The 20,179-nt window shown below is 33.4% G+C and carries 19 protein-coding genes; 10 read left to right on the top strand and 9 right to left on the bottom strand.

Translation table 11 applies throughout. The features are described from left to right. The first annotated feature begins 258 nt into the window (after nucleotides 1–258). Nucleotides 259–1,461, top strand: coding sequence for a tyrosine--tRNA ligase (gene tyrS, locus AC1QSP_RS02500; RefSeq protein WP_484079632.1), 1,203 nt, complete (start codon nucleotides 259–261; stop codon nucleotides 1,459–1,461). Between the two features lie 30 nt (nucleotides 1,462–1,491). On the opposite strand, the gene AC1QSP_RS02495 is transcribed toward tyrS, so the two are convergent. Continuing rightward, a complete protein-coding gene (locus AC1QSP_RS02495) occupies nucleotides 1,492–1,809 on the bottom strand; it encodes a DUF493 domain-containing protein (protein ID WP_322969946.1) in 318 nt (105 codons plus the stop codon). A gap of 221 nt (nucleotides 1,810–2,030) precedes the next feature. Between AC1QSP_RS02495 and asnB the strand changes: the two genes are divergently transcribed. Continuing rightward, nucleotides 2,031–3,647: an asparagine synthase B gene (asnB, locus tag AC1QSP_RS02490; protein WP_484079631.1), complete on the top strand. Its 1,617-nt coding sequence runs from the start codon at nucleotides 2,031–2,033 to the stop codon at nucleotides 3,645–3,647. A 52-nt stretch (nucleotides 3,648–3,699) separates the two neighbouring features. On the opposite strand, the gene AC1QSP_RS02485 is transcribed toward asnB, so the two are convergent. From AC1QSP_RS02485 to AC1QSP_RS02465, 5 genes are all read right to left on the bottom strand, one after another. Then, the gene (locus AC1QSP_RS02485; protein WP_484079630.1) at nucleotides 3,700–4,197 is read right to left on the bottom strand and encodes a hypothetical protein; all 498 of its coding nucleotides are present in this window, start codon (nucleotides 4,195–4,197) and stop codon (nucleotides 3,700–3,702) included. A gap of 2 nt (nucleotides 4,198–4,199) precedes the next feature. Continuing rightward, nucleotides 4,200–4,559, bottom strand: coding sequence for a hypothetical protein (locus tag AC1QSP_RS02480; RefSeq protein WP_322969949.1), 360 nt, complete (start codon nucleotides 4,557–4,559; stop codon nucleotides 4,200–4,202). 39 nt (nucleotides 4,560–4,598) lie between these two features. Continuing rightward, nucleotides 4,599–5,201 carry a hypothetical protein gene (locus AC1QSP_RS02475; protein ID WP_484079629.1) on the bottom strand — a complete coding sequence of 201 codons (603 nt, stop codon included), beginning with the start codon at nucleotides 5,199–5,201 and terminating at the stop codon, nucleotides 4,599–4,601. Between the two features lie 281 nt (nucleotides 5,202–5,482). Beyond that, complete coding sequence (locus AC1QSP_RS02470) at nucleotides 5,483–6,457, bottom strand: deoxyhypusine synthase family protein (RefSeq protein ID WP_322969951.1); 975 nt, start codon at nucleotides 6,455–6,457, stop codon at nucleotides 5,483–5,485. A gap of 12 nt (nucleotides 6,458–6,469) precedes the next feature. Continuing rightward, complete coding sequence (locus AC1QSP_RS02465; RefSeq protein WP_484079628.1) at nucleotides 6,470–7,861, bottom strand: type III PLP-dependent enzyme domain-containing protein; 1,392 nt, start codon at nucleotides 7,859–7,861, stop codon at nucleotides 6,470–6,472. Nucleotides 7,862–8,300: 439 nt separating this feature from the next. Between AC1QSP_RS02465 and AC1QSP_RS02460 the strand changes: the two genes are divergently transcribed. The 8 genes from AC1QSP_RS02460 to AC1QSP_RS02425 all read left to right on the top strand — a co-directional run bounded on the left by AC1QSP_RS02460 (nucleotide 8,301) and on the right by AC1QSP_RS02425 (nucleotide 16,805). Beyond that, nucleotides 8,301–9,074, top strand: a complete 774-nt coding sequence (locus AC1QSP_RS02460; protein ID WP_484079627.1) for a ParA family protein — start codon at nucleotides 8,301–8,303, stop codon at nucleotides 9,072–9,074. Nucleotides 9,075–9,076: 2 nt separating this feature from the next. After that, nucleotides 9,077–9,976 carry a ParB/RepB/Spo0J family partition protein gene (locus tag AC1QSP_RS02455; protein ID WP_322969954.1) on the top strand — a complete coding sequence of 300 codons (900 nt, stop codon included), beginning with the start codon at nucleotides 9,077–9,079 and terminating at the stop codon, nucleotides 9,974–9,976. Next, entirely contained in the window at nucleotides 9,966–10,535 is a 570-nt protein-coding gene (locus tag AC1QSP_RS02450) for a DUF5683 domain-containing protein (RefSeq protein WP_484079626.1), read from the top strand. Before AC1QSP_RS02455 ends, AC1QSP_RS02450 begins: the two co-directional genes overlap by 11 nt. A gap of 12 nt (nucleotides 10,536–10,547) precedes the next feature. After that, nucleotides 10,548–11,252 (top strand): 4-hydroxy-tetrahydrodipicolinate reductase, encoded by a 705-nt coding sequence (gene dapB, locus AC1QSP_RS02445; protein ID WP_484079625.1) that lies wholly within the window; start codon nucleotides 10,548–10,550, stop codon nucleotides 11,250–11,252. A gap of 22 nt (nucleotides 11,253–11,274) precedes the next feature. Further along, a complete protein-coding gene (gene lepB / locus AC1QSP_RS02440) occupies nucleotides 11,275–12,834 on the top strand; it encodes a signal peptidase I (RefSeq protein WP_484079624.1) in 1,560 nt (519 codons plus the stop codon). A gap of 12 nt (nucleotides 12,835–12,846) precedes the next feature. Then, entirely contained in the window at nucleotides 12,847–13,446 is a 600-nt protein-coding gene (locus AC1QSP_RS02435; RefSeq protein ID WP_322969958.1) for a WbqC family protein, read from the top strand. A gap of 13 nt (nucleotides 13,447–13,459) precedes the next feature. Then, nucleotides 13,460–15,064 carry a S8 family serine peptidase gene (locus AC1QSP_RS02430; RefSeq protein WP_484079623.1) on the top strand — a complete coding sequence of 535 codons (1,605 nt, stop codon included), beginning with the start codon at nucleotides 13,460–13,462 and terminating at the stop codon, nucleotides 15,062–15,064. Between the two features lie 124 nt (nucleotides 15,065–15,188). Continuing rightward, a complete protein-coding gene (locus AC1QSP_RS02425) occupies nucleotides 15,189–16,805 on the top strand; it encodes a S8 family serine peptidase (RefSeq protein WP_484079622.1) in 1,617 nt (538 codons plus the stop codon). Nucleotides 16,806–16,854: 49 nt separating this feature from the next. Here AC1QSP_RS02425 and pepE read toward each other — a convergent pair whose 3' ends face one another. From pepE to AC1QSP_RS02410, 3 genes are all read right to left on the bottom strand, one after another. Beyond that, on the bottom strand, nucleotides 16,855–17,577 hold the full coding sequence (pepE, locus tag AC1QSP_RS02420; RefSeq protein ID WP_484079621.1) for a dipeptidase PepE: 723 nt from the start codon (nucleotides 17,575–17,577) through the stop codon (nucleotides 16,855–16,857). A gap of 301 nt (nucleotides 17,578–17,878) precedes the next feature. After that, nucleotides 17,879–19,198, bottom strand: coding sequence for an ABC transporter permease (locus AC1QSP_RS02415; RefSeq protein WP_484079620.1), 1,320 nt, complete (start codon nucleotides 19,196–19,198; stop codon nucleotides 17,879–17,881). A 9-nt stretch (nucleotides 19,199–19,207) separates the two neighbouring features. Continuing rightward, on the bottom strand, nucleotides 19,208–20,140 hold the full coding sequence (locus AC1QSP_RS02410; protein ID WP_484079619.1) for an ABC transporter ATP-binding protein: 933 nt from the start codon (nucleotides 20,138–20,140) through the stop codon (nucleotides 19,208–19,210). Between the last annotated feature and the right edge of the window lie 39 nt (nucleotides 20,141–20,179).

The following is a 20,179-nucleotide window of genomic DNA, read 5'->3' as shown; positions in this document are numbered from 1 at the left end:
AGAGAAAAGAAAAAAAGAAGAAATAATGCAAAATCATAAAGATTTGGCAGATTGAAAAACTTGTTTATATCTTTGTCGAAATGAAATTTTTAAATTGCATATTACGTCTTCCATTTTTTAATGACTATTATTTCACAATAATGGTTCGGAAAGATTATGCCTATTTTTAAAATTTTATTTTTATAGAATACTGTTATTAGATATAATCATAAAACCGAACAAGTTCCCACTTGTTCGGTTTTTTTTTGCTCAAAATTTATGAAAGAATTAAACATTTTAAAAGAAAATGTAGAAATCATTTTACCTCAAAATGGTTTGGAAGAAAAGTTACGTTTAGCTGAAAAAGAAAATCGTCCATTACGCATCAAACTTGGGTTTGATCCTACTGCACCTGATTTACATTTAGGTCATGCAGTCGTCTTAAAAAAACTTAAACAATTTCAAAATTTAGGTCATCATGTGATAATCTTAGTCGGAAGTTTTACTGCTCGTATTGGTGATCCAACAGGTAAAAACAAAAGCAGAAAACCCCTTAGTATTGATGAGGTGAATCTCAATGCGAAAACTTATATCAATCAACTTTCTAAAATTTTAGACCTAGATAAAACTAAAATTGTTTTTAATTCCGATTGGTTAGATGCTATCCCTTTTTCAGAAGTTATACAGCTTTTATCGAAAGTTACCGTCGCTCAATTAATGCATCGAAATGATTTCAATAAACGCTTTACTGAAAATACACCAATCGCCATGCACGAATTAGTTTATCCGATATTACAAGGCTATGATTCTGTAGAAATTGAAGCAGATATCGAAATGGGTGGAACTGATCAAATGTTCAATTGTACGATGGGAAGACAATTGCAAGAACATTTTAATCAATCACCACAGATTGTAATGTGTATGCCTTTACTAAAAGGGTTAGATGGGAAAGAAAAAATGAGTAAATCCTTGAACAACATCATTGGTTTAACAGACGAACCCAATGATTTGTTTGGAAAAACCATGTCAATTCCAGATCATTTAATTGAAGAATATATATTATATACTACAGACTTTAGTTGGAATGAAAAACAATTATGGATTGAAAAATTACATAGCGGTGCACATCCAATGGATGTGAAAAAGGTAATTGCTAAAAACATCATTCAACAATATCACAATGAAGCTGCAGCTGAAACAGCTGAAATGTTTTTTGTGAATCAGTTTCAAAATAAAAAATTTGAAGAAAAAGCATTTGAACCAATATCAATAGTACACTTCGATGAAAAGAATATAAAACTCGTCGATTTCTGCCATATTTTAAAAAACACTGACACGAAGTCAGCCATTAGAAGATTAATTGAAAGTGGTGCGGTTCAAATCAACCAAGAAAAAATACAAGATCCTTACTTGAATATAGCATTAACGATTGGCATGAAAATAAAAATTGGAAAACGTCTTTTCTATGAAATTGTCGCATAAAAAAAAGGAGTTCATCATGAACTCCTTTTTTTATAACATTATTACATCGGGTATAGTAGCAACCTCTTGGTAAAATTGAATGACTTGGTCTGAATCTAATGCATAGATTTGCACAGAGATAGAGGTATATTTTCTATTTTTTGATGCTTTATAATCAAATGTTGGATTGGAATGATCAAAAATCGATTTGATTTTTACCATGGTTTCTTCACTTGTAGGATAAATAAATTTGAAAGTATAATCTGCAGGAAAAGATGTTACATCATCTAATCTTTCTTTGAATTTTACATAAAAATCTTCTTTATTTAAATGATCTCCATCATTAATATTCTGGAAATTGATATTCATATCACTCATTGTAGCTTATTTTCTCGAATGAATGCATAAAATATGCCAACTGATGAAATTTAAATTTCATATTAATATAAATGAAATTTTGTCATAAATATTATTTTTTAAACCATTTTTGTTATTATAATTTATTTCATAAAGTATTTATTTATTTTATATTCATTTTAAACAATACAACACACATATTTGCTGTAATTAATAAATTAATTAATACAGATATGTGCGGAATCTTAGGAATTTTCGGAAAAAACGATTTAGAAGTACAACATGTACAAGCATTAAGTCAACGAATGAGTCATCGTGGACCTGATATGCAAGATTATCAAGTCAACGATTCTAAAACAGGAATAATTACCCATGAGCGATTAGCCATCATCGACTTACATACAGGTAAACAACCCATACAAGGCACAACAACAGCCTACGTCGTGCACAATGGTGAAATTTATAACCATATCCAACTGAAAAAAAACGAATTAAAAGAATATATATTCAGAACAACGTGCGATAGCGAAGTCATCGTAAAATTATATGAAAAATATGGTTTAGACATTTGCAATAAATTAGATGGCGTTTTTGGATTTATTATCATGGATGGTGACCAATATATGGTTGCTCGAGATCCTATTGGAATTAAGCCTTTATACTATGGTCAAGATCAAAAAGGAGCCTATTATTTTGCATCAGAAATGAAAGTAATCGAAGATCAAGTCGAAGAAGTAAGAGCCTTCCCTCCAGGTTACTATTTTACGCCAACTACAGGATTTGTACAATATTACAAACCAGAATGGCAAGATGTAGAGGCCTGTCACGATCAATTAAATTTAGAGCATTTAAGAGAAGCATTGATTGACGCAACGCAAAAACGTTTAATGAGCGATGTCCCATTAGGGGTATTACTCTCGGGTGGATTAGACAGTTCATTAATTTCTTCAATTACAGCACGTATATTAAAAGAAGAAGGGAAAACATTGCATTCATTCTCTGTTGGTTTAGATGAAAATGCTCCCGATGTAATCGCAGCCAAAGAAGTTGCTACATTTATTGGAACAGAACATCATACCATTCAATTTTCTTTTGAAGAAGGTCTTGCCATCATCGATCAATTGATATGGCATCTTGAAACGTACGACATTACTTCAATAAGGGCTTCTACTCCCATGTACATCATGTCGAAATATATTACAGACATGGGCATTAAAGTCGTACTATCAGGTGAAGGATCAGATGAAATTTTTGGAGGATATTTATATTTCCATAATGCTCCCAGTGATGAAGAATTCCAGAAAGAAACCATTCGAAGAGTACAATTATTAAGTACAGCAGATTGTCTACGCGCAGATAAATCGACCATGGCATGGGCATTAGAGGCACGTGTTCCTTTCTTGGATCGCCATTTCTTAGACGTCGCAATGAAGATCGATCCGTCCTTTAAAAGACCAGACCGTTCAGCAGGAAAGATGGAAAAGCATATTCTTCGCCTTGCTTTTGATGACCAAGAAAATCCTTGGTTACCAGCAGATATCTTATGGCGTCAAAAAGAACAATTTTCAGATGGGGTTGGATACTCGTGGATTGATCAATTAGTGGATTATTGTGCCAATCAAATTACAGATGAAGAAATGTTACAAGCGGAAACATTATTTCCAATTAATCCGCCAACCACAAAAGAAGCCATGTATATGCGCAAAATTTTCCATGCACATTTTCCTTCGGATACAGCAGCAAAAACCGTTAAAAAATGGATACCAAAATGGCAAGAAAATGAAGATCCCTCAGGAAGAGCGTCAACGATTCATGAGCAGACAACTGAAGTGAATAAAGTTGCAATTTAAAATGTTATCACTTGATTTTATAATAAAAAAGGATGATGCTATTGAATAGGTATTATCTTTTTTTATTGGCCGAAGGTGCAAAATAAGATTGTAGGATTTGTCGTTGTTGATTCGCCAATTGTTGAATGGCCACAAAATCATAGTCAGAATAATATGCATCGGATTGAAGTAACGATGCCGATTGATTGTATGCCTTTAAACAATCTTTTTCAAACCCTGCGAAACACAGAGCTACAATATGATCAATGGTTTGCTTTGGATTCAAAGCTTTTGTTTCGAGTTGCTGTAAAACAAACGCTCGACCTTTTCCAAGATGAGCGTTTGCTAATTCATTTTTCCCCTGCAGTTGATAAATATAACCAAGAGAAATTTGGTATTGTGTATTTCCGTTTTTCAATGCAATCAAAGCCTTTAAACTTTGAATCGTTCCTTCCAAATCCTTTTCTACCAAATAGGTTTTATAAGACTGAATCAATTCAACCTCTTTCCTATTAATTTGACCCAAAAGTTGTGAGGAACATAAAATGAAAATGAGAAATAATTGGTACATATTTAGCGTGGATTTTTTTCCCAACGACGTCCTTCATCTGGAGAATAACGTATTCCTTTTGTTGTTTCGGCAGATAATTGTACACCGTTAAAATTGAATTTAATAAAATCCCCAGTAAATGCGTTTGGAGTAAAACGTTTAATCCACGTAAAACCATTATCACTGCTACAGAAAATTCCTCTTTCAGTAATCGCCAAAACTACAGATCCTAAATCCAATAAATCTTTAAATTCGCCTATTTGGTAACTTCCTTTGTATCTCATCTTCCAAGTTCTACCTTTACTGATTGAATATTCAATCTGCCCGTATACTTGTTGACTAATACGAATATATTCTTCTCCTAAATTTAAAATATCTGCCATTCTTATCTATAAAGTGCCAAAGATAAGGATTTTTAAAAACTATGTACGTCTTAGCGGTTCAATATTCAGGTTTGCTAATCCAATTTCTATCTCTAATGGTAAAAAGACATGGAGTTCTAAATCATCGGAATAATTAAACAAAAAATCATAACGTAAATCTTCATGCATTTTCTCCAACAATTTTAGGATCGATTTAATTTTAGTGACTTGATACGCGCGTGATTTATAACCAAATACAGAATCTTCGTTCTGAACCGATTTAAAAATTTTAGATGAATGGATTAACAACAACGTACGAAGTTCCAATTCATATGAAGTCGATTTGGTAACTTTTGCAAAATGCGTAATTTTTGATGATAACCCTCGTATCAATCGGAGATAGGCTTTTCCTTTTGAAGTATATGGAGCATTGATTATCTTTTTAAATTCTGAATTTAATGTTTCCAAAATTTCTTCTTTCAACGCTTCAAAACGTTGTATAAGATCCCACTCATTTTCCAACAATCGAAAATGCAATTGCTCAATTAACACTTGATCCTTATTGATTAAGCGAATCAACAATTGATTCTTTTCCTTTTCGGGCAAATCAAGAATTTCTTGTTTTAAATTGGGGATTTGATTAACGTTAAGTTTTTGTTTCATCTAAAGGATTTTTACGCTTTTTTAATCCAAATGTTTGGATGCTGAATCATTATACATTGGTTCAGGTTAATACATATCATGAAAGATAAATAATGACATTTTTTTCCATCTCCATAATGAGATGCTAAGGATTAATTAAATGAACAACTATCTCATTCATTTGAAATAATTGAATATCCATGATCAATCATCATCAACCATATTCGAAATATGATATGAAGATATAAAAAAAAGCGATTACAAAATGTAACCGCTTTATAATATATAAAAAGATCTCTTGATTATTGACCTAAAATATAAGCAAATACTAATGGTGCTACAATAGTCGCATCAGATTCGATCATAAATTTTGGTGTATCTACATCTAATTTACCCCAAGTGATTTTCTCATTTGGAACAGCTCCTGAGTAAGAACCGTAAGATGTAGTAGAGTCAGAAATTTGACAGAAGTAAGACCAGAAAGGAACATCTTCCCACTCTAAATCTTGGTACATCATTGGAACAACACAAATTGGGAAATCTCCAGAGATACCACCTGCAATTTGGAAGAATCCAACACCTTTACCTTCAGAATTAGCACGGTACCATTCTGTTAAGTAAATCATATATTCAATACCTGATTTTACAGTTGATGCTTTTAAGTTTCCTTTAATTACATTAGCTGCAAAAATATTACCTGTTGTAGAATCTTCCCATCCTGGACAAACGATTGGTAAGTTTTTCTCTGCCGCCGCAACAATCCAAGAATCTTTAGGATCGATTTCGTAGTATTGCTCTAAAACTCCAGAGTTAACCACTTGGTATAAGAATTCGTGTGGTAAATATCTTTCTCCTTTCGCTTCTGCTGCATGCCAAACATCTTCTAAATGTTGTTGTAAACGACGGAAAGCTTCTTCTTCTGGAATACAAGTATCTGTAACACGATTGAAGTGAGAATCTAATAATTCACGCTCTTGTTCTGGTGTTAAATCTCTATAGTTTGGAATTCTTTTGTAGTGAGAGTGAGCGACTAAGTTCATCACATCTTCTTCTAAGTTTGCACCTGTACAAGAAATAATATGAACTTTATCTTGACGGATCATTTCAGCTAAAGAAACACCTAACTCTGCTGTAGACATTGCACCTCCTAAAGAGATTAACATCTTTCCTCCTTCTAATAAATGTTGCTCGTAACCTTTAGCTGCGTCAACTAATGCTGCAGCGTTAAAGTGACGATAATTATGTTCAATAAATTGACTAATTGGCCCTTTGCTCATTTTATAATAATTTTATTTTTTAACTGTATATCCTAAAGTTTCTAAAACACCTTCATACCCCTGCTCTTCAGAGTATACTTTTGCATCATAATTCTCATCAATCAACACGTATTTTGGTTGAGGAATTAAACAGTGATGCACTCCTCCAAAACCACCAATATTATCTTGATAAGCTCCGGTATTGAAGAAACCAATGTATAATGGTTTTGCAGAATCATATTTTGGTAAATAAATAGCGTTTGTATGCTGCTCTGAATTATAGTAATCGTCAGAGTCACATGTTAATCCTCCTAAAAGAACACGCTCATACTTATCGTACCAACGGTTGACAGGCAACATAATGAATCGTTTTGAAATTGCCCAAGCATCTGGTAATGTTGTCATAAAAGATGAATCAATCATATCCCAATACTCACGATCATTTTGTTTCTTTTGGTATAAAATTTTGTAGACTACACCTCCAGATTCACCCACTGTAAACGAACCAAATTCTGTAAAAATATTTGGAACTGGAATTCCTTCTTCTTCACAAATGGATTGAATTTGAGATAAAATCTCTTTGGCCATGTATTCATAATCATATTCGAATGTTAAAGACGATTTGATTGGGAATCCACCACCAATATTTAAACTATCCAATTCTGGACAAACTTTCTTTAAGTTCACGTATACGCGTAAACATTTCGTTAATTCATTCCAATAGTATGAATTATCTTTAATTCCGGTATTAATAAAGAAATGAAGCATCTTTAATTTGATGCGATCATTCGGTTTCACCATATTTTGGTAAAATGGCACAATATCCTTGTACCCAATCCCTAAACGAGACGTATAAAACTCGAATTTTGGTTCTTCTTCTGATGCAATACGAATTCCGATTTCAAAATCACCTTCAATCGCTTCTGAGAATAAATCAACTTCTTCGTAATTATCAATCACTGCAATCGTCTTGCGATGTCCATTGTTAATTAAACGTGCAATATTATCAACATATTCTTCACGTTTAAAACCATTACAAACAACATATTGATCATGCGTCATTAAACCTTCTTCTAAAAGACTCTCGACAATATTAATATCATAAGCCGATGATGTCTCAATATGGATATCATTTTTTAAAGCTTCTTTTACGATATGTTTAAAGTGAGAACTTTTCGTACAATAACAATAGTTGTATGATCCTTCGTAGTTTAATTCTTGACGTGCTTTCTCAAACCATCCTTTCGCTTTTTGGATATTTTGTGAAATTTTTGGCAGATATGTAAATTTTAATGGCGTACCATGTTCTTCTACCAATTTCATCAAATCTATACCATGAAATTTTAAGCATTCACCGTCTAATGTGAATTCTTCTTGTGGAAAGTCAAAAGATTGAGTAATTAAGTCAATGTATTTAGTTTTCATTATGCTAATTTTTTTTTAAAGTATTACGTGTATATAAAATAGGATGTGTGGTTTATTCTAAAAAAAGAATAACCATTAAACACGTATAGCATAACTTACTTGACGAAGTAAAAAATGGAAAGATGATTTTTTTAATCCGCTACTTTTTTGAAAAGCAAGAAAACAAAGATTCTTTCCGCTCTCTGTCCCCCCGAATAAAAGGTCAACACCCATTAATAATTAAAAAACTTTTACAAATGCAAATATAGAGATTTAATCATTTTAACGTGATAAATAAATCGTAAATTTTAACTACATTCACTTTATAATTAAGTTTTGAAAACCAGCACATAATAATATATCAGATTCAGATTGTTGAAATCTCTTCATAAATTTCTATTGATCTTGGGCGCTTGATAAGCGAATTATTGTATTTTTGAAATCGTTTTGAATGTAATTTATGGGTAAAATAATTGCAGTATGTAATCAAAAAGGTGGCGTAGGTAAAACCACAACTTCGGTTAATCTTGCTGCTTCCTTAGGAGTTTTAGAAAAAAAAGTTTTATTGATCGATGCTGATCCACAAGCAAATGCGACATCAGGATTAGGATTTGATTTAGATGAAATAGAATGCGGAACCTATGAGGTACTCGAAAATCAAGTACCTGCAAGTGAAGCTATTTTCGAAACGGAATCTCCCAACCTATATTTAATGCCTGCGCATTTGGATCTAGTTGCGGCAGAAATTGAAATTGTCGATTACGAAAATCGAGAGTACATGTTAAAAACTGCTCTATCAGAAATTCGCGACCAATTTGATTATATCGTTATTGATTGTGCACCATCATTAGGATTAATCACCCTAAATGCATTAACGTCTGCTGATTCAGTCATTATCCCAATTCAATGCGAATATTTTGCATTAGAAGGTTTAGGGAAACTGTTAAATACGGTTAAAGGAATACAGCAGCACCATAACAAAGAATTAGACATCGAAGGTTTATTATTAACCATGTATGATTCACGTTTGCGCTTATCCAATCAAGTATTGGATGAAGTCAATAATCATTTCCCACAAATGGTATTCAAAACAATTATTGCACGTAATGTACGTTTGTCAGAAGCTCCAAGCTTTGGAGAAACAATTATTCAGTACGATGCGGGGAGTAAAGGTGCCGAAAATTACCTGAATTTAGCCCGTGAATTTTTAATTAATAACAACGATACCGTTTAAAAATGGCAAAACCAATCAAAAATAATCGTTTAGGACGTGGATTATCTGCTCTTTTAAAAGATGAACCAACCATACAATCTGCCACTGATGCTGGAGCACAGAAGTTAGTTGGAAATATTATTGAGATTGAATTAGATAAAATCAAAGCTAACCCTTGGCAACCAAGAACGAACTTTGATAAAAGAAATTTAGAAGATTTAGTTACTTCAATACAAGCATTAGGGGTTATACAGCCCATCACTGTACGCAAAAAGAACGACGGCACTTACGAATTAATTTCTGGTGAACGTCGTTTTCGTGCTTCATTATTGGCTCATAAAACCACTATTCCTGCATATATTCGCTTAGCGAACGACCAAGAGATGTTGGAAATGGCATTGGTGGAAAATATTCAACGCCAAGAATTAGATGCGATAGAAATTGCATTATCTTACCAACAATTGATTGAAGAAATCAAATTAACACAGGAAGAACTAAGCAAACGTGTAGGAAAAGATCGCTCTTCGATTACCAACTATTTACGATTATTAAAATTAGACCCTATTATACAAACTGGTATTCGTGATGGTATGATATCAATGGGACATGGTCGTGCATTAATGGCAATCGAAGATATTGATGTTCAATTTGATATTTACGAACGTATTGTTAAAGATAATTTATCCGTTCGAGAGACCGAAAAATTGATTAAAGCCATAAAATCAGGTGAACAAGTTGATCCTAAAGAAAAAGAAAAAGTTGAGTTACCATCGGCATATCAAACCGCTTTGGATACGTTCCAAAAACGTTTAAATACCAATGTGAAAATTCAACGTGCTAAGAATGGAAAGGGTAAAATCATTATTGATTTTACTTCGGATGAAGAATTTGAACGATTAAGAAGTTTTTTGAATGAAAACTAAAGGATTAGCAATCGCATTTGTTCTGATGGCTCAGTTGGGGTTTTCACAACAAATTACAATGGATGAAGCAATAATTGTAGACACCATTGCAACAAAAGAGAAATTAAATTTCGAATTTAAAGATAAAAGCCCTATTCGTGCATCTTTATACTCTGCTATATTACCAGGTGCGGGTCAAATCTATAATAAAAAATGGTGGAAGGCTCCAATCGCATGGGGACTTATAGGAACAGGTATTGGTTTTACATCATACTACAACGGATTACAAAACAAATTTAGATCCGCTTATTTGGCTGAATTAGATGGTCGAACGCATGAATATTCAGGAATATTAAATGCAGAACAATTAGCAGTTTATCAAGATGAATACAAACGAAACCGTGATTATGCTATGGCCTTGACCATTCTTGCGTATATTTTAAATATCGTCGATGCGACAGTCGACGCACATTTATTTAGCATTAAAAATGATCCCGATTTTACATTTCAACCCACCGTAATTCAGGATCAAATGTCATTTCAACCTGCAATAGGTTTAAACATCAATTTTAAATTTTAAAAAAAACACACAATGAAAGTAGGTTTAATTGGATATGGAAAAATGGGTAAAGCCATTGAAGAAATATTGGTAGAAAGAGGACATGAAGTCGTGTTGAAGATTTCTCATACTCCTACCGTTGAAGAATTAAAAGACGTCGAAGTTGCCATCGAATTTTCTCGTCCTGAATATGCATACGATAATCTTAAAGTATTACTTGAATCAGGTATTCAAACCATCTGTGGTACAACAGGTTGGCTAGATAAACAAGGAGAAATTAATCAAATGGCATTAGCCAATAATACTGCATTTTTATATGCTTCTAATTTTAGTTTGGGTGTTAATTTGTTTTTTGAATTAAATCAACAATTGGCCCGTATGATGAATAAATACAGAAATGAATACAATATCCATTTAGAAGAAATTCATCATACTCAAAAATTAGATGCTCCATCGGGTACAGCGATTACAATTGCGGAAGGTATTATTGATAACTCAACGTATGAAAATTGGTCTATGGATCAAGAAGGACCATCTACAATTTCGATCGAAGCAAAACGCATCGAAGATGTTCCAGGAACTCATATTGTACAATATACAAGTGCTGTAGACACCATCGAAATTTCTCATACCGCCCATTCACGTAAAGGTTTTGCGCTTGGAGCAGTGATCGCTGCAGAATGGATTTGGAACAGAAAAGGGATCTACACCATGAAAGATGTTTTAGAACTTAATTAAAAACTACTAATAACAACACGTTATGTCACTAATCATTTATTGGATTATAGGTTTCATTCTTTATAATATTCTATTTGGAGCCGGAACTTGGAAATTATTCAAAAATGCAGGTAAACCCGCATGGTCAGCCTTTATTCCATTTCTTAACATCTGGAACGGATTGCAAATTATCCAACGCCCGAAATGGTGGATTATATTATTTTATCTACCGATTGTAGGGCCAATTTTCTGGCTAGTACTTTATGTAGATTTAGCGGATTCTTATGGTAAAATCGAATTGAAAGATAAAATCATTATGGTTTTAACTTTAGGATTATACATTTTTGCCATCAACTATCAAGATCATCCAAAATATTTAGGTCCAGAGAAACGTACCTCAACAATTGTCTCTTCACTTATTTTCGCTTTGGTATTAGCAACTTTAGTTCACAATTGGTTCATTCAGCCTATGATTGTACCAACAGGATCGATGGAAAATACCATCAAAATTGGAGATGCTTTATTTGTTGAAAAAGTAAGTTATGGAGCACGCGTACCTGTAACGCCTATTGGTATTCCCTTTTCAGAGTTTATCAATCGTAATGCATTCGTGGATAAAGCACGTTTACCTTATATGCGTTTACCTGGTTTCAGAGATTTAAAATCAAATGATATTGTTGTATTCAACTACCCTACCGATTCGGTTTACACAGCGATTGATCGTAAAGATGCATATGTGAAACGTCTTGTGGGGATGCCGGGTGAAACGGTAGAAATTAGTAATGGAATTTTATATGTTAATGGTAAAAAATTCCAACCTAAATTGGATGCACATGTTCAACACGCTTACAAAGTCACTTCTAAAGTTCAATTATCGCCTTCAATTTTGTATCAAGAGTATGGTTTAATACCATCAGACTATAATGGAACACAAGAAGGAAACGAATATGTATATTATTTCGCTGCATTATCTGATCAACATGTAACATCACTTAAAGGAAATTCAAACATTACATCAGTTGAGCCTTATTTAATGCCAAAAGGGAAGAAAACTGAACGCATCCGTTATGGAAACCAAATCGATAGTACTTATACGATTTTCCCTGTAAATAAAAACTGGAACGAAGATAATTACGGGAAATTATATATCCCGAAAAAAGGAGATATTGTAGAAATCAACAAAGAAACTTTACCTCAATACATCAATGTAATTCGTAAGTACGAAAAGAACAGTCTAAAAGTAGATTCTACCAATGGTAAATACGATATTTTTATCAACGATCAAAAGACAAATAAATACCAAATCCAACAGGATTATTTCTTTATGATGGGAGACAACAGAAACCAATCCTTAGATGCACGTTTCTTTGGTTACGTTCCTGAAGATCATATCATTGGTCGACCAATTTTAATTTGGGCCAATATGAATGGAATGTTTGAAGATGCCCCTCAAAAATTCATTTGGAGCCGTTTCTTTACATCGATCAACAATGATAATCCTAACAAAACTTCATACGGAATTTATGTCTTAATTGCTTTTATCGGATGGATTGGATATGACATTTGGAAAGCAAGAAAAGAAAAACAAAAAAATAAATATTAGAATACATTTGAAATGAAAAATACATTTCCAGCTTTTTACTTTGGACCGATTGATTACTATGCTGATATGGTAAAAAGTGAAACGATTGAGATCGAAGTATGTGAAAATTTTCAGAAACAGACTTATCGTAACCGATGCAATATTTTAGGTGCAAATGGAAAATTACCATTAACCATTCCAATGCATCATGATGGTTCGCGTAACATGAAAGACATCAAACCATCTTACGATCACAATTGGCAAAAAGAACATTTCAAGTCATTACGTTCAGCGTATTTAAGCTCACCTTATTTCGAATACTACGAAGATGAGATCGCAACATTCTATGATCGAAAGGAGAAATTCTTATTGGATCTGAATTTACGCACAATTGAATTTATTTTATCGAAATTAAAAATCGATACAACGGTAACCCATACCTCATCATTTCAAGTGTTAGAAACTGATTTTGATTTCCGAAATAAATACAGTGCTAAAAAAGAACCTGCGATCCACTTCCCTGAATATGTTCAAGTATTTGATGAAAAATTTGGATTCACACCAGGATTAAGCATCTTGGATATTTTATTTAGTGAAGGACCTCACGCTGCAATCTATTTGAAAAATTTATAAAAAAACATAAAGAATGAAAAAATTAGTTTTAGCATTATCGTTCGCTTTCTCTATTGGTTTTGCTCAAGCTCAATCAGTGGAAGTACCAAAAGAATCTTGGTATCATGCCGATATTGAAACTACTGGTGTTTACGGAGTAAATACAGAAAAAGCCTTAGAATTTTTAAAAAATAAAAAGAGAAAACCACAAAACTTAGTGGTTGGTGTATTAGATTCTGGTGTGGAACATTTTCACGAGGATTTAAAAGCCAACATGTGGGTTAATAAAAAAGAAATTCCAGGAAATGGAATCGATGACGACAAAAACGGATACATTGATGATGTACATGGTTGGTCTTTCTTAGGAACAGCGAAAGGAATCAACTACAATGATGATACTGTTGAGTTAACGCGCATTTATAAAAAATTAGCGGAGAAATATGAGACATATGATCAACAAAAAAATCATGATGCCATCGTTAAAAATCCAACAGAATATGCTGAATACTTAAACCTTAAAAAGGAATATTTAGGCGCTGTTGGAAAAGCAAAATACAACCAACAAGTTGCTCAAGCTCGTTTAAATGCAATTGAGCCAGGGTTAAATAAAATGGTATTAGAATTTGGCGATACAAAATTGTCTAAAGACATCATTGCAAAATATCAACCAACAGATTCTCAAATCATCGAATCGTTATGGATTTTTGGTGAATTAAAAGAAGAACAATGGGTAGGTAAAACCATGAAACAGGTAGCTGATTCTTACTTAGGAATGGCACGTCGTCAAGCAAAAGGTGACGCATTAACATCTCACTATAACTTAGATTTAGTGGATCGTAAAGATGTAGACAATCCAAATGATTTAAAAGAGAGATTCTACGGGAACAACGATTCTAATGGACCTGAGTCTTCACACGGTACACACGTAGCAGGAATTATCTCAGCAGTTCGCGGGAACAAAATCGGAAACGAAGGGACATCAGGTGGTAACCACGTGAAAATTATGTCAGTTCGTACAGTTCCAAATGGAGACGAACGTGATAAAGATGTTGCCAATGCTATTTACTATGCTGTTGATAATGGAGCTAAAATTTTAAACATGTCTTTTGGAAAAGCTTATTCTCCAAATAAAGAAATCGTATGGGATGCATTTAAATATGCAGCCGATAAAGGTGTTTTAATTGTTAAAGCAGCAGGAAACAGCAACGAAGACATTGATCAACACATCCACTACCCTACGAACTTTAAAGCGGATGGAACAGTGGTATCAAATGCCGTATTAACGGTTGGTGCTTCAACTCGCGTGGCGGATAAATTAAAAGCAGGATTCTCTAACTATGGAAAAAAATCAGTAGATGTTTTTGGACCAGGAGCAGAAATTTATGCTACTTATCCAGGAGGTGACCAATACCGTTTCTTAAACGGAACTTCTATGGCTTCTCCTGCAGTAGCGGGTGTAGCAGCATTAGTTTGGTCACATTATCCGAAATTATCAGCAGCTGATATCCGTACTATTTTAATGGAAACCGTTAACAAAAACGAGCAATTAAAAGATATTTCTGTTGCTGGTGGTGTTGTTGACGCATACAAAGCAGTTCAACGTGCTGAAGAAATTTACAAACAACGAAAATTAAAATAATCTTAATTTTTTAAATAAAAAAAGGCTTCAATTCATTTTGGAGCCTTTTTTGTTAAAATAAACTTCGTAATTTCGAAAGAAGAAATACCATTCGTCGATCGATTGAATTAAACTCAAAATAAATATGAAAAAAACACTATTTAGTTTAGCATTTGCTTTACTAGTATCTACTATCTCTATCGCACAAGAAACAACTCCAAGAACTGATATTGATTTAACAAAATGGCATCATATGTCATTCGAAGAGTCAGGAATCTATGGAGTAAACACAGATAAAGCCTTACAATTTTTAAAAGATAAAAAAATCAAAGCTCAACCTTTTGTGGTTGGAGTGTTAGACTCAGGAGTTGAAGTAACGCATGAAGATCTAAAAGACAATGTGTGGGTGAATCCTAAAGAAAAGAAAGATGGGGTTGATAATGACAAAAATGGATACATTGATGATCTCCATGGATGGAATTTTATTGGTGGTAAAGATGGAAAGAATGTCGATGCTGATACCATGGAATTAACTCGTCTCTTAGTGAAATACAAAAAAATGTTTGAAACAGATAAAAATGCTGAATCCAACAAAACAAAATTCACGAAGGAATATGAATCATACACACAATTGAAAAAAGAATACGAAGAAAAATTAGCGGAGGCTAAACCTAACGCAAGTCAATATCGTATGATTTATGATAATTTAAAAACACCTGTTGATGCGTTAGTAAAAGAAATTGGAGATAAGAAATTGACTGAAGAATTCATGCTTTCTTTCCAACCTCAATCGGAAGTTTCAAAACAAGGAATGATGTTATTTGCGATGGTTCCGCCAGAAGCATGGAAAGGGAAAACCATGACAGAATTTGGTGCTGAAGTAATGAGTGAAATTGGTGAAGTCGCTAAGCATTACGAAGATCAGGTCAATTATCACTTAAACCTAGATTATGATCCACGTGCAATTGTAGGTGACAATTATGAAAACATCAAAGAACACATCTATGGAAACAATGATGTTGATGGACCTGACTCAAACCACGGAACACATGTATCTGGAATTATTGCTGCAAAGCGTAATAATGGAATCGGAATGGATGGAATTGCTGGAGATGGAAATGTAAAAATTCTTTCAGTTCGTACTGTACCAAATGGTGATGAACGTGATAAAGATGTTGCCAATGCGATTCGTTATGCTGTAGATCAAGGGGCAAAAGTATTAAATATGTCATTCGGTAAAGCCTATTCTCCAGACAAAGAAGTCGTATGGGATGCATTTAAATATGCTGAAAAGAAAGGAGTATTATTGATTAAAGCGGCAGGAAACGATGATTTAAACATTGATGTAGATATTCACTACCCTACAGTTTATAACGACAAAGGGGAAGCTGTTTCAAATAACGTGATTACGGTGGGATCTTCTACAAGTGATCCATTAGTCTTAAAATCAAGTTTCTCAAACTACGGTAAAAAATCAGTAGACGTTTTTGCTCCAGGTTCTGAAATTTATTCTGCCATTCCAACACGTGATGGAAAATACAAATCAAATTCTGGAACTTCTATGGCATCTCCTGTCGTAGCAGGTGTAGCTGCTTTAATTTGGTCACACTATCCTAGTTTAACGGCTTCTCAAGTGAAACAAATCATTATGGAATCAGTTAATAAAAATGATCAGTTAAAAGAAATTTCTGTTACCGGTGGAGTCGTAGACGCTTATAAAGCTGTTCAACTAGCAGATCAAATGGTTTCTAAAAAGAAATAAAATAAACATCATAATATTAAAAAAAAGCGACCTGAAGAGGTCGCTTTTTTTATGATAAATAAATTTCCTCCTTTAAAATTCCTGAGGGAATTTCAACAGGCGCCTGATTCGGTTTGAAAATTCGTGCAGTTAATACACCCTTTAATTCTATAGATCCATTTTCTACACGTAACCAACTTCCTTCACGCAATCCAATGACTGTTTGGGAATTAAATTGATGAAACTCATGGATACGCGTTTCACGCGTTTCACCTTTATGTGTTGAGTTTGGATCTGGATCCAAATAATGAGGATTGATATTAAAAGGTAAGAATTGTAACGCATCAAAACTTGGTGGATAAACAATCGGCATATCGTTCGTCGTACCTATCGTTAATCCTGTCATATTACTTCCTGCACTACTTCCCATATATGGTGTTCCCTTCGTTACAGTATCACGGAGTTCTTCAACCAATCCCAATTCGTACAATGTTTTTAAAAGTAAAAACGTATTTCCACCTCCAATGAATATTGCTTTTGCTTGACGAATTGCTTCTTTTGGATCTTCATACGTATGTATTCCTGTAACCTTTATATGAAATGGTTGTAAGGCGTGCTCAACATTCGATGTATAATCGTCATGTGTAATTCCAGAAGGACGTGCATATGGAATAAACAATAATTCATCAGTCTGTAGAAAATCAATAATTTCTTCTCTGATATATTCTAAATATCCACTACCATGAATTGTACTTGTACTAATGACAAGTAAACGATAATTTGGATTAATCATATGTATAGTTTTTTCAAAGTTAAAACGAATATCCTTTTAACGTAATTTTTATACCACTTTAATTGGAATTATAAAATCATTATTGCTTTATCTTAGAGGACATGAAATGTTCAACAATAATCATTGCTATAAAATCCTCAATACTTATTAAAAGTACAATGTATTTGCGGTAATGATAGCATTTACATTCATAAACGATTAACGAACATATCATGGACAAAGGAGCTTACCAATTACTGACCGCAATGAAAAACAGTGGTGAGAATGAATAAAAAAAAGAGACTCCATGGAGTCTCTTTTTTTAGTTTTTATATGTAATCCATTTCAACATTTCTTTTAGCGTTGGTTTTTTACCATAGATTAAAATTCCAATGCGATAGATTTTTGAAGCCAATAAGATCATTCCAATAGTACTCAACAAAAGAATAAAAATAGATAATGCGAGTTCCCAAATCGGAATATCAAAAGGGACACGTGTAATCATTGCAATCGGGGATGTTAATGGAATCATTGATACCCAAAAGGCAACTGGACCATCAGGATTTTGTAAACTCGTAAATGCGCCATATAATCCAATACTCATAGGAATTAATGGAAAATATGTAAATTGTTGGGTATCGGTATCATTATCAACCGCAGATCCTATAGCTGCAAAAATTGAAGAATAAAATAAATATCCTAGAATAAAGTACACGATAAAAGTGAAGATAATCAAAGGATAATTAAACGACAATAACACTTCACTCGTTTCAGCGGCCATTTGCATTAAATCAGGATTCGCTTCCATTAATTCTTGCTGATCTAAAGCTTGTTGAGCCATATCCATTCGACTAGATACTAACATTGGAAAAATGGATAATAAACCAATGGTCATCCCGATCCAAATGGAAAATTGGGTCACGGCAACCAGCGTTGTTCCTAAAATTTTACCCAACATTAACTCGAAAGGCTTAACTGATGAAATAATAATTTCAATTACGCGATTGTTTTTCTCTTCTACCACAGAACGCATCACTTTCACACCATAAATCATAATGAACATAAAAATGATATAAGTTAAAGCACCAGCTAAAGCAATTTTTAATTCTAAGCCTTTATCTTCTTTCCCTTCTTTAACATTATACACATTCAGAGACACATTTGAAGTGGTATTTTTTAATGCCGTTTGATCTATACCGGATTGTTTTAAACGGGATTCTTCGATGAAATCCGACATCATTCCAGCAATTTTTTCTCGATTGGTAATTCCTAAATTCCCATTCGTTGAAATTTTCGTATTCTTTTCAATATGTTCAAAATTTCCATCCGTATTTGCAGGAATCTCTAATAATGCGCTTAAATACTCGCTTCCACTCAATGTATCCTTAATCGCTTTTGCTTCAGATGGAGTATAGATATTGAAAATCATATTTTCATCTGACTTAAAAGTTGTGATAAATTGGGCACTTTCATCAATAACAGCAATATTTTTTACTTCTGAATTATTGGCTGAATTCAACCAAAAAATAAATCCTCCTGCACCCACAAGTAGCAGTGGAGACAAAATCGTCATGATGATAAAGGCCTTATTCTTGACTTGTGATAAAAATTCTCGCGATGCGACAAGTATAATATTTTTCATTAGTAATAATTATTTGGCGTTGGCATTGGATTGTTTAACGGCTTGTAAAAACACATCATTCATCGATGGGATTTTTTCTTTAAATTGTGATATATGCCCCATTTCAATTAATTCTTTCAATACAACATTAGAATTTAATGTTTTATCAATCATCATTTGAAAAGAAGTCAAGTTCCCTTTTTTCTCAATTGTTCGGATGTGATATTTCTTTTCTAACATTTGAAGTCCTTCAGCCGATAGGTGTTCAATTCCAACAGCATATTCTCCTGATTTAAATTGGTTTCTCACCTCTTCAATCGTACCATCTAAAACTTTGTTGGACTGATTAATCAACGCTACATGATCACACATTTCTTCTACCGATTCCATACGGTGAGTTGAGAAAATAACGGTTGTGCCTTTGTCTCTCAGTTCTAAAATTTCATTGGCAATCACTTGAGCATTTACAGGATCGAATCCTGAAAAGGGTTCATCGAAAATAAGTAATGAAGGCTCGTGAATTACCGTAACGACAAATTGAACTTTTTGTCCCATTCCTTTGGATAATTCACTTAATTTTTTGTCCCACCAGGACATGATGCCTAGTTTTTCGAACCAATATGTCGTACGAATTCGAGCTTCATGCGCAGAAAGTCCTTTTAATCGAGCAAAATAAATGGCCTGCTCACCCACTTTCATATTTTTATACAATCCACGTTCTTCAGGCATATACCCGACTTGTGCAATTGATTTTTTGGTTAAAGGTTCCCCATTCAAGAAAATCTTACCTTCATCAGGCGCAGTAATTTGATTTACGATACGAATAAAAGTCGTTTTCCCTGCTCCATTCGGCCCAAGTAGACCATAAATAGAACCTTGTGGAATATTAATGCTAAAGTTATTTAAAGCAACTTTATCTTTATATCTACGTGTTAAATTTTCTGCTTGTAATAAGTATTCCATGTTGATGTTTCGTTGAATTTGCAAAGTTAGTAAGAAGAA

Source organism: Faecalibacter sp., assembly GCF_057177045.1.
The sequence above is the reverse complement of the archived record's forward strand: the minus strand, read 5'-3'. Positions and strand labels throughout refer to the sequence as shown.

Coding starts and splice junctions, on each gene's coding strand:
- AC1QSP_RS02455 (WP_322969954.1), top strand. CDS start 9,077: ATGGCAAAACCAATCAAAAATAATCGTTTAGGACGTGGATTATCTGCT.
- AC1QSP_RS02425 (WP_484079622.1), top strand. CDS start 15,189: ATGAAAAAAACACTATTTAGTTTAGCATTTGCTTTACTAGTATCTACT.
- AC1QSP_RS02475 (WP_484079629.1), bottom strand. CDS start 5,201: ATGAAACAAAAACTTAACGTTAATCAAATCCCCAATTTAAAACAAGAA.
- pepE (WP_484079621.1), bottom strand. CDS start 17,577: ATGATTAATCCAAATTATCGTTTACTTGTCATTAGTACAAGTACAATT.
- AC1QSP_RS02480 (WP_322969949.1), bottom strand. CDS start 4,559: ATGGCAGATATTTTAAATTTAGGAGAAGAATATATTCGTATTAGTCAA.
- AC1QSP_RS02460 (WP_484079627.1), top strand. CDS start 8,301: ATGGGTAAAATAATTGCAGTATGTAATCAAAAAGGTGGCGTAGGTAAA.
- AC1QSP_RS02430 (WP_484079623.1), top strand. CDS start 13,460: ATGAAAAAATTAGTTTTAGCATTATCGTTCGCTTTCTCTATTGGTTTT.
- AC1QSP_RS02470 (WP_322969951.1), bottom strand. CDS start 6,457: ATGAGCAAAGGGCCAATTAGTCAATTTATTGAACATAATTATCGTCAC.
- AC1QSP_RS02495 (WP_322969946.1), bottom strand. CDS start 1,809: ATGAATATCAATTTCCAGAATATTAATGATGGAGATCATTTAAATAAA.
- lepB (WP_484079624.1), top strand. CDS start 11,275: ATGTCACTAATCATTTATTGGATTATAGGTTTCATTCTTTATAATATT.
- asnB (WP_484079631.1), top strand. CDS start 2,031: ATGTGCGGAATCTTAGGAATTTTCGGAAAAAACGATTTAGAAGTACAA.
- dapB (WP_484079625.1), top strand. CDS start 10,548: ATGAAAGTAGGTTTAATTGGATATGGAAAAATGGGTAAAGCCATTGAA.
- AC1QSP_RS02435 (WP_322969958.1), top strand. CDS start 12,847: ATGAAAAATACATTTCCAGCTTTTTACTTTGGACCGATTGATTACTAT.
- AC1QSP_RS02415 (WP_484079620.1), bottom strand. CDS start 19,198: ATGAAAAATATTATACTTGTCGCATCGCGAGAATTTTTATCACAAGTC.
- AC1QSP_RS02465 (WP_484079628.1), bottom strand. CDS start 7,861: ATGAAAACTAAATACATTGACTTAATTACTCAATCTTTTGACTTTCCA.
- AC1QSP_RS02485 (WP_484079630.1), bottom strand. CDS start 4,197: ATGTACCAATTATTTCTCATTTTCATTTTATGTTCCTCACAACTTTTG.
- AC1QSP_RS02410 (WP_484079619.1), bottom strand. CDS start 20,140: ATGGAATACTTATTACAAGCAGAAAATTTAACACGTAGATATAAAGAT.
- AC1QSP_RS02450 (WP_484079626.1), top strand. CDS start 9,966: ATGAAAACTAAAGGATTAGCAATCGCATTTGTTCTGATGGCTCAGTTG.
- tyrS (WP_484079632.1), top strand. CDS start 259: ATGAAAGAATTAAACATTTTAAAAGAAAATGTAGAAATCATTTTACCT.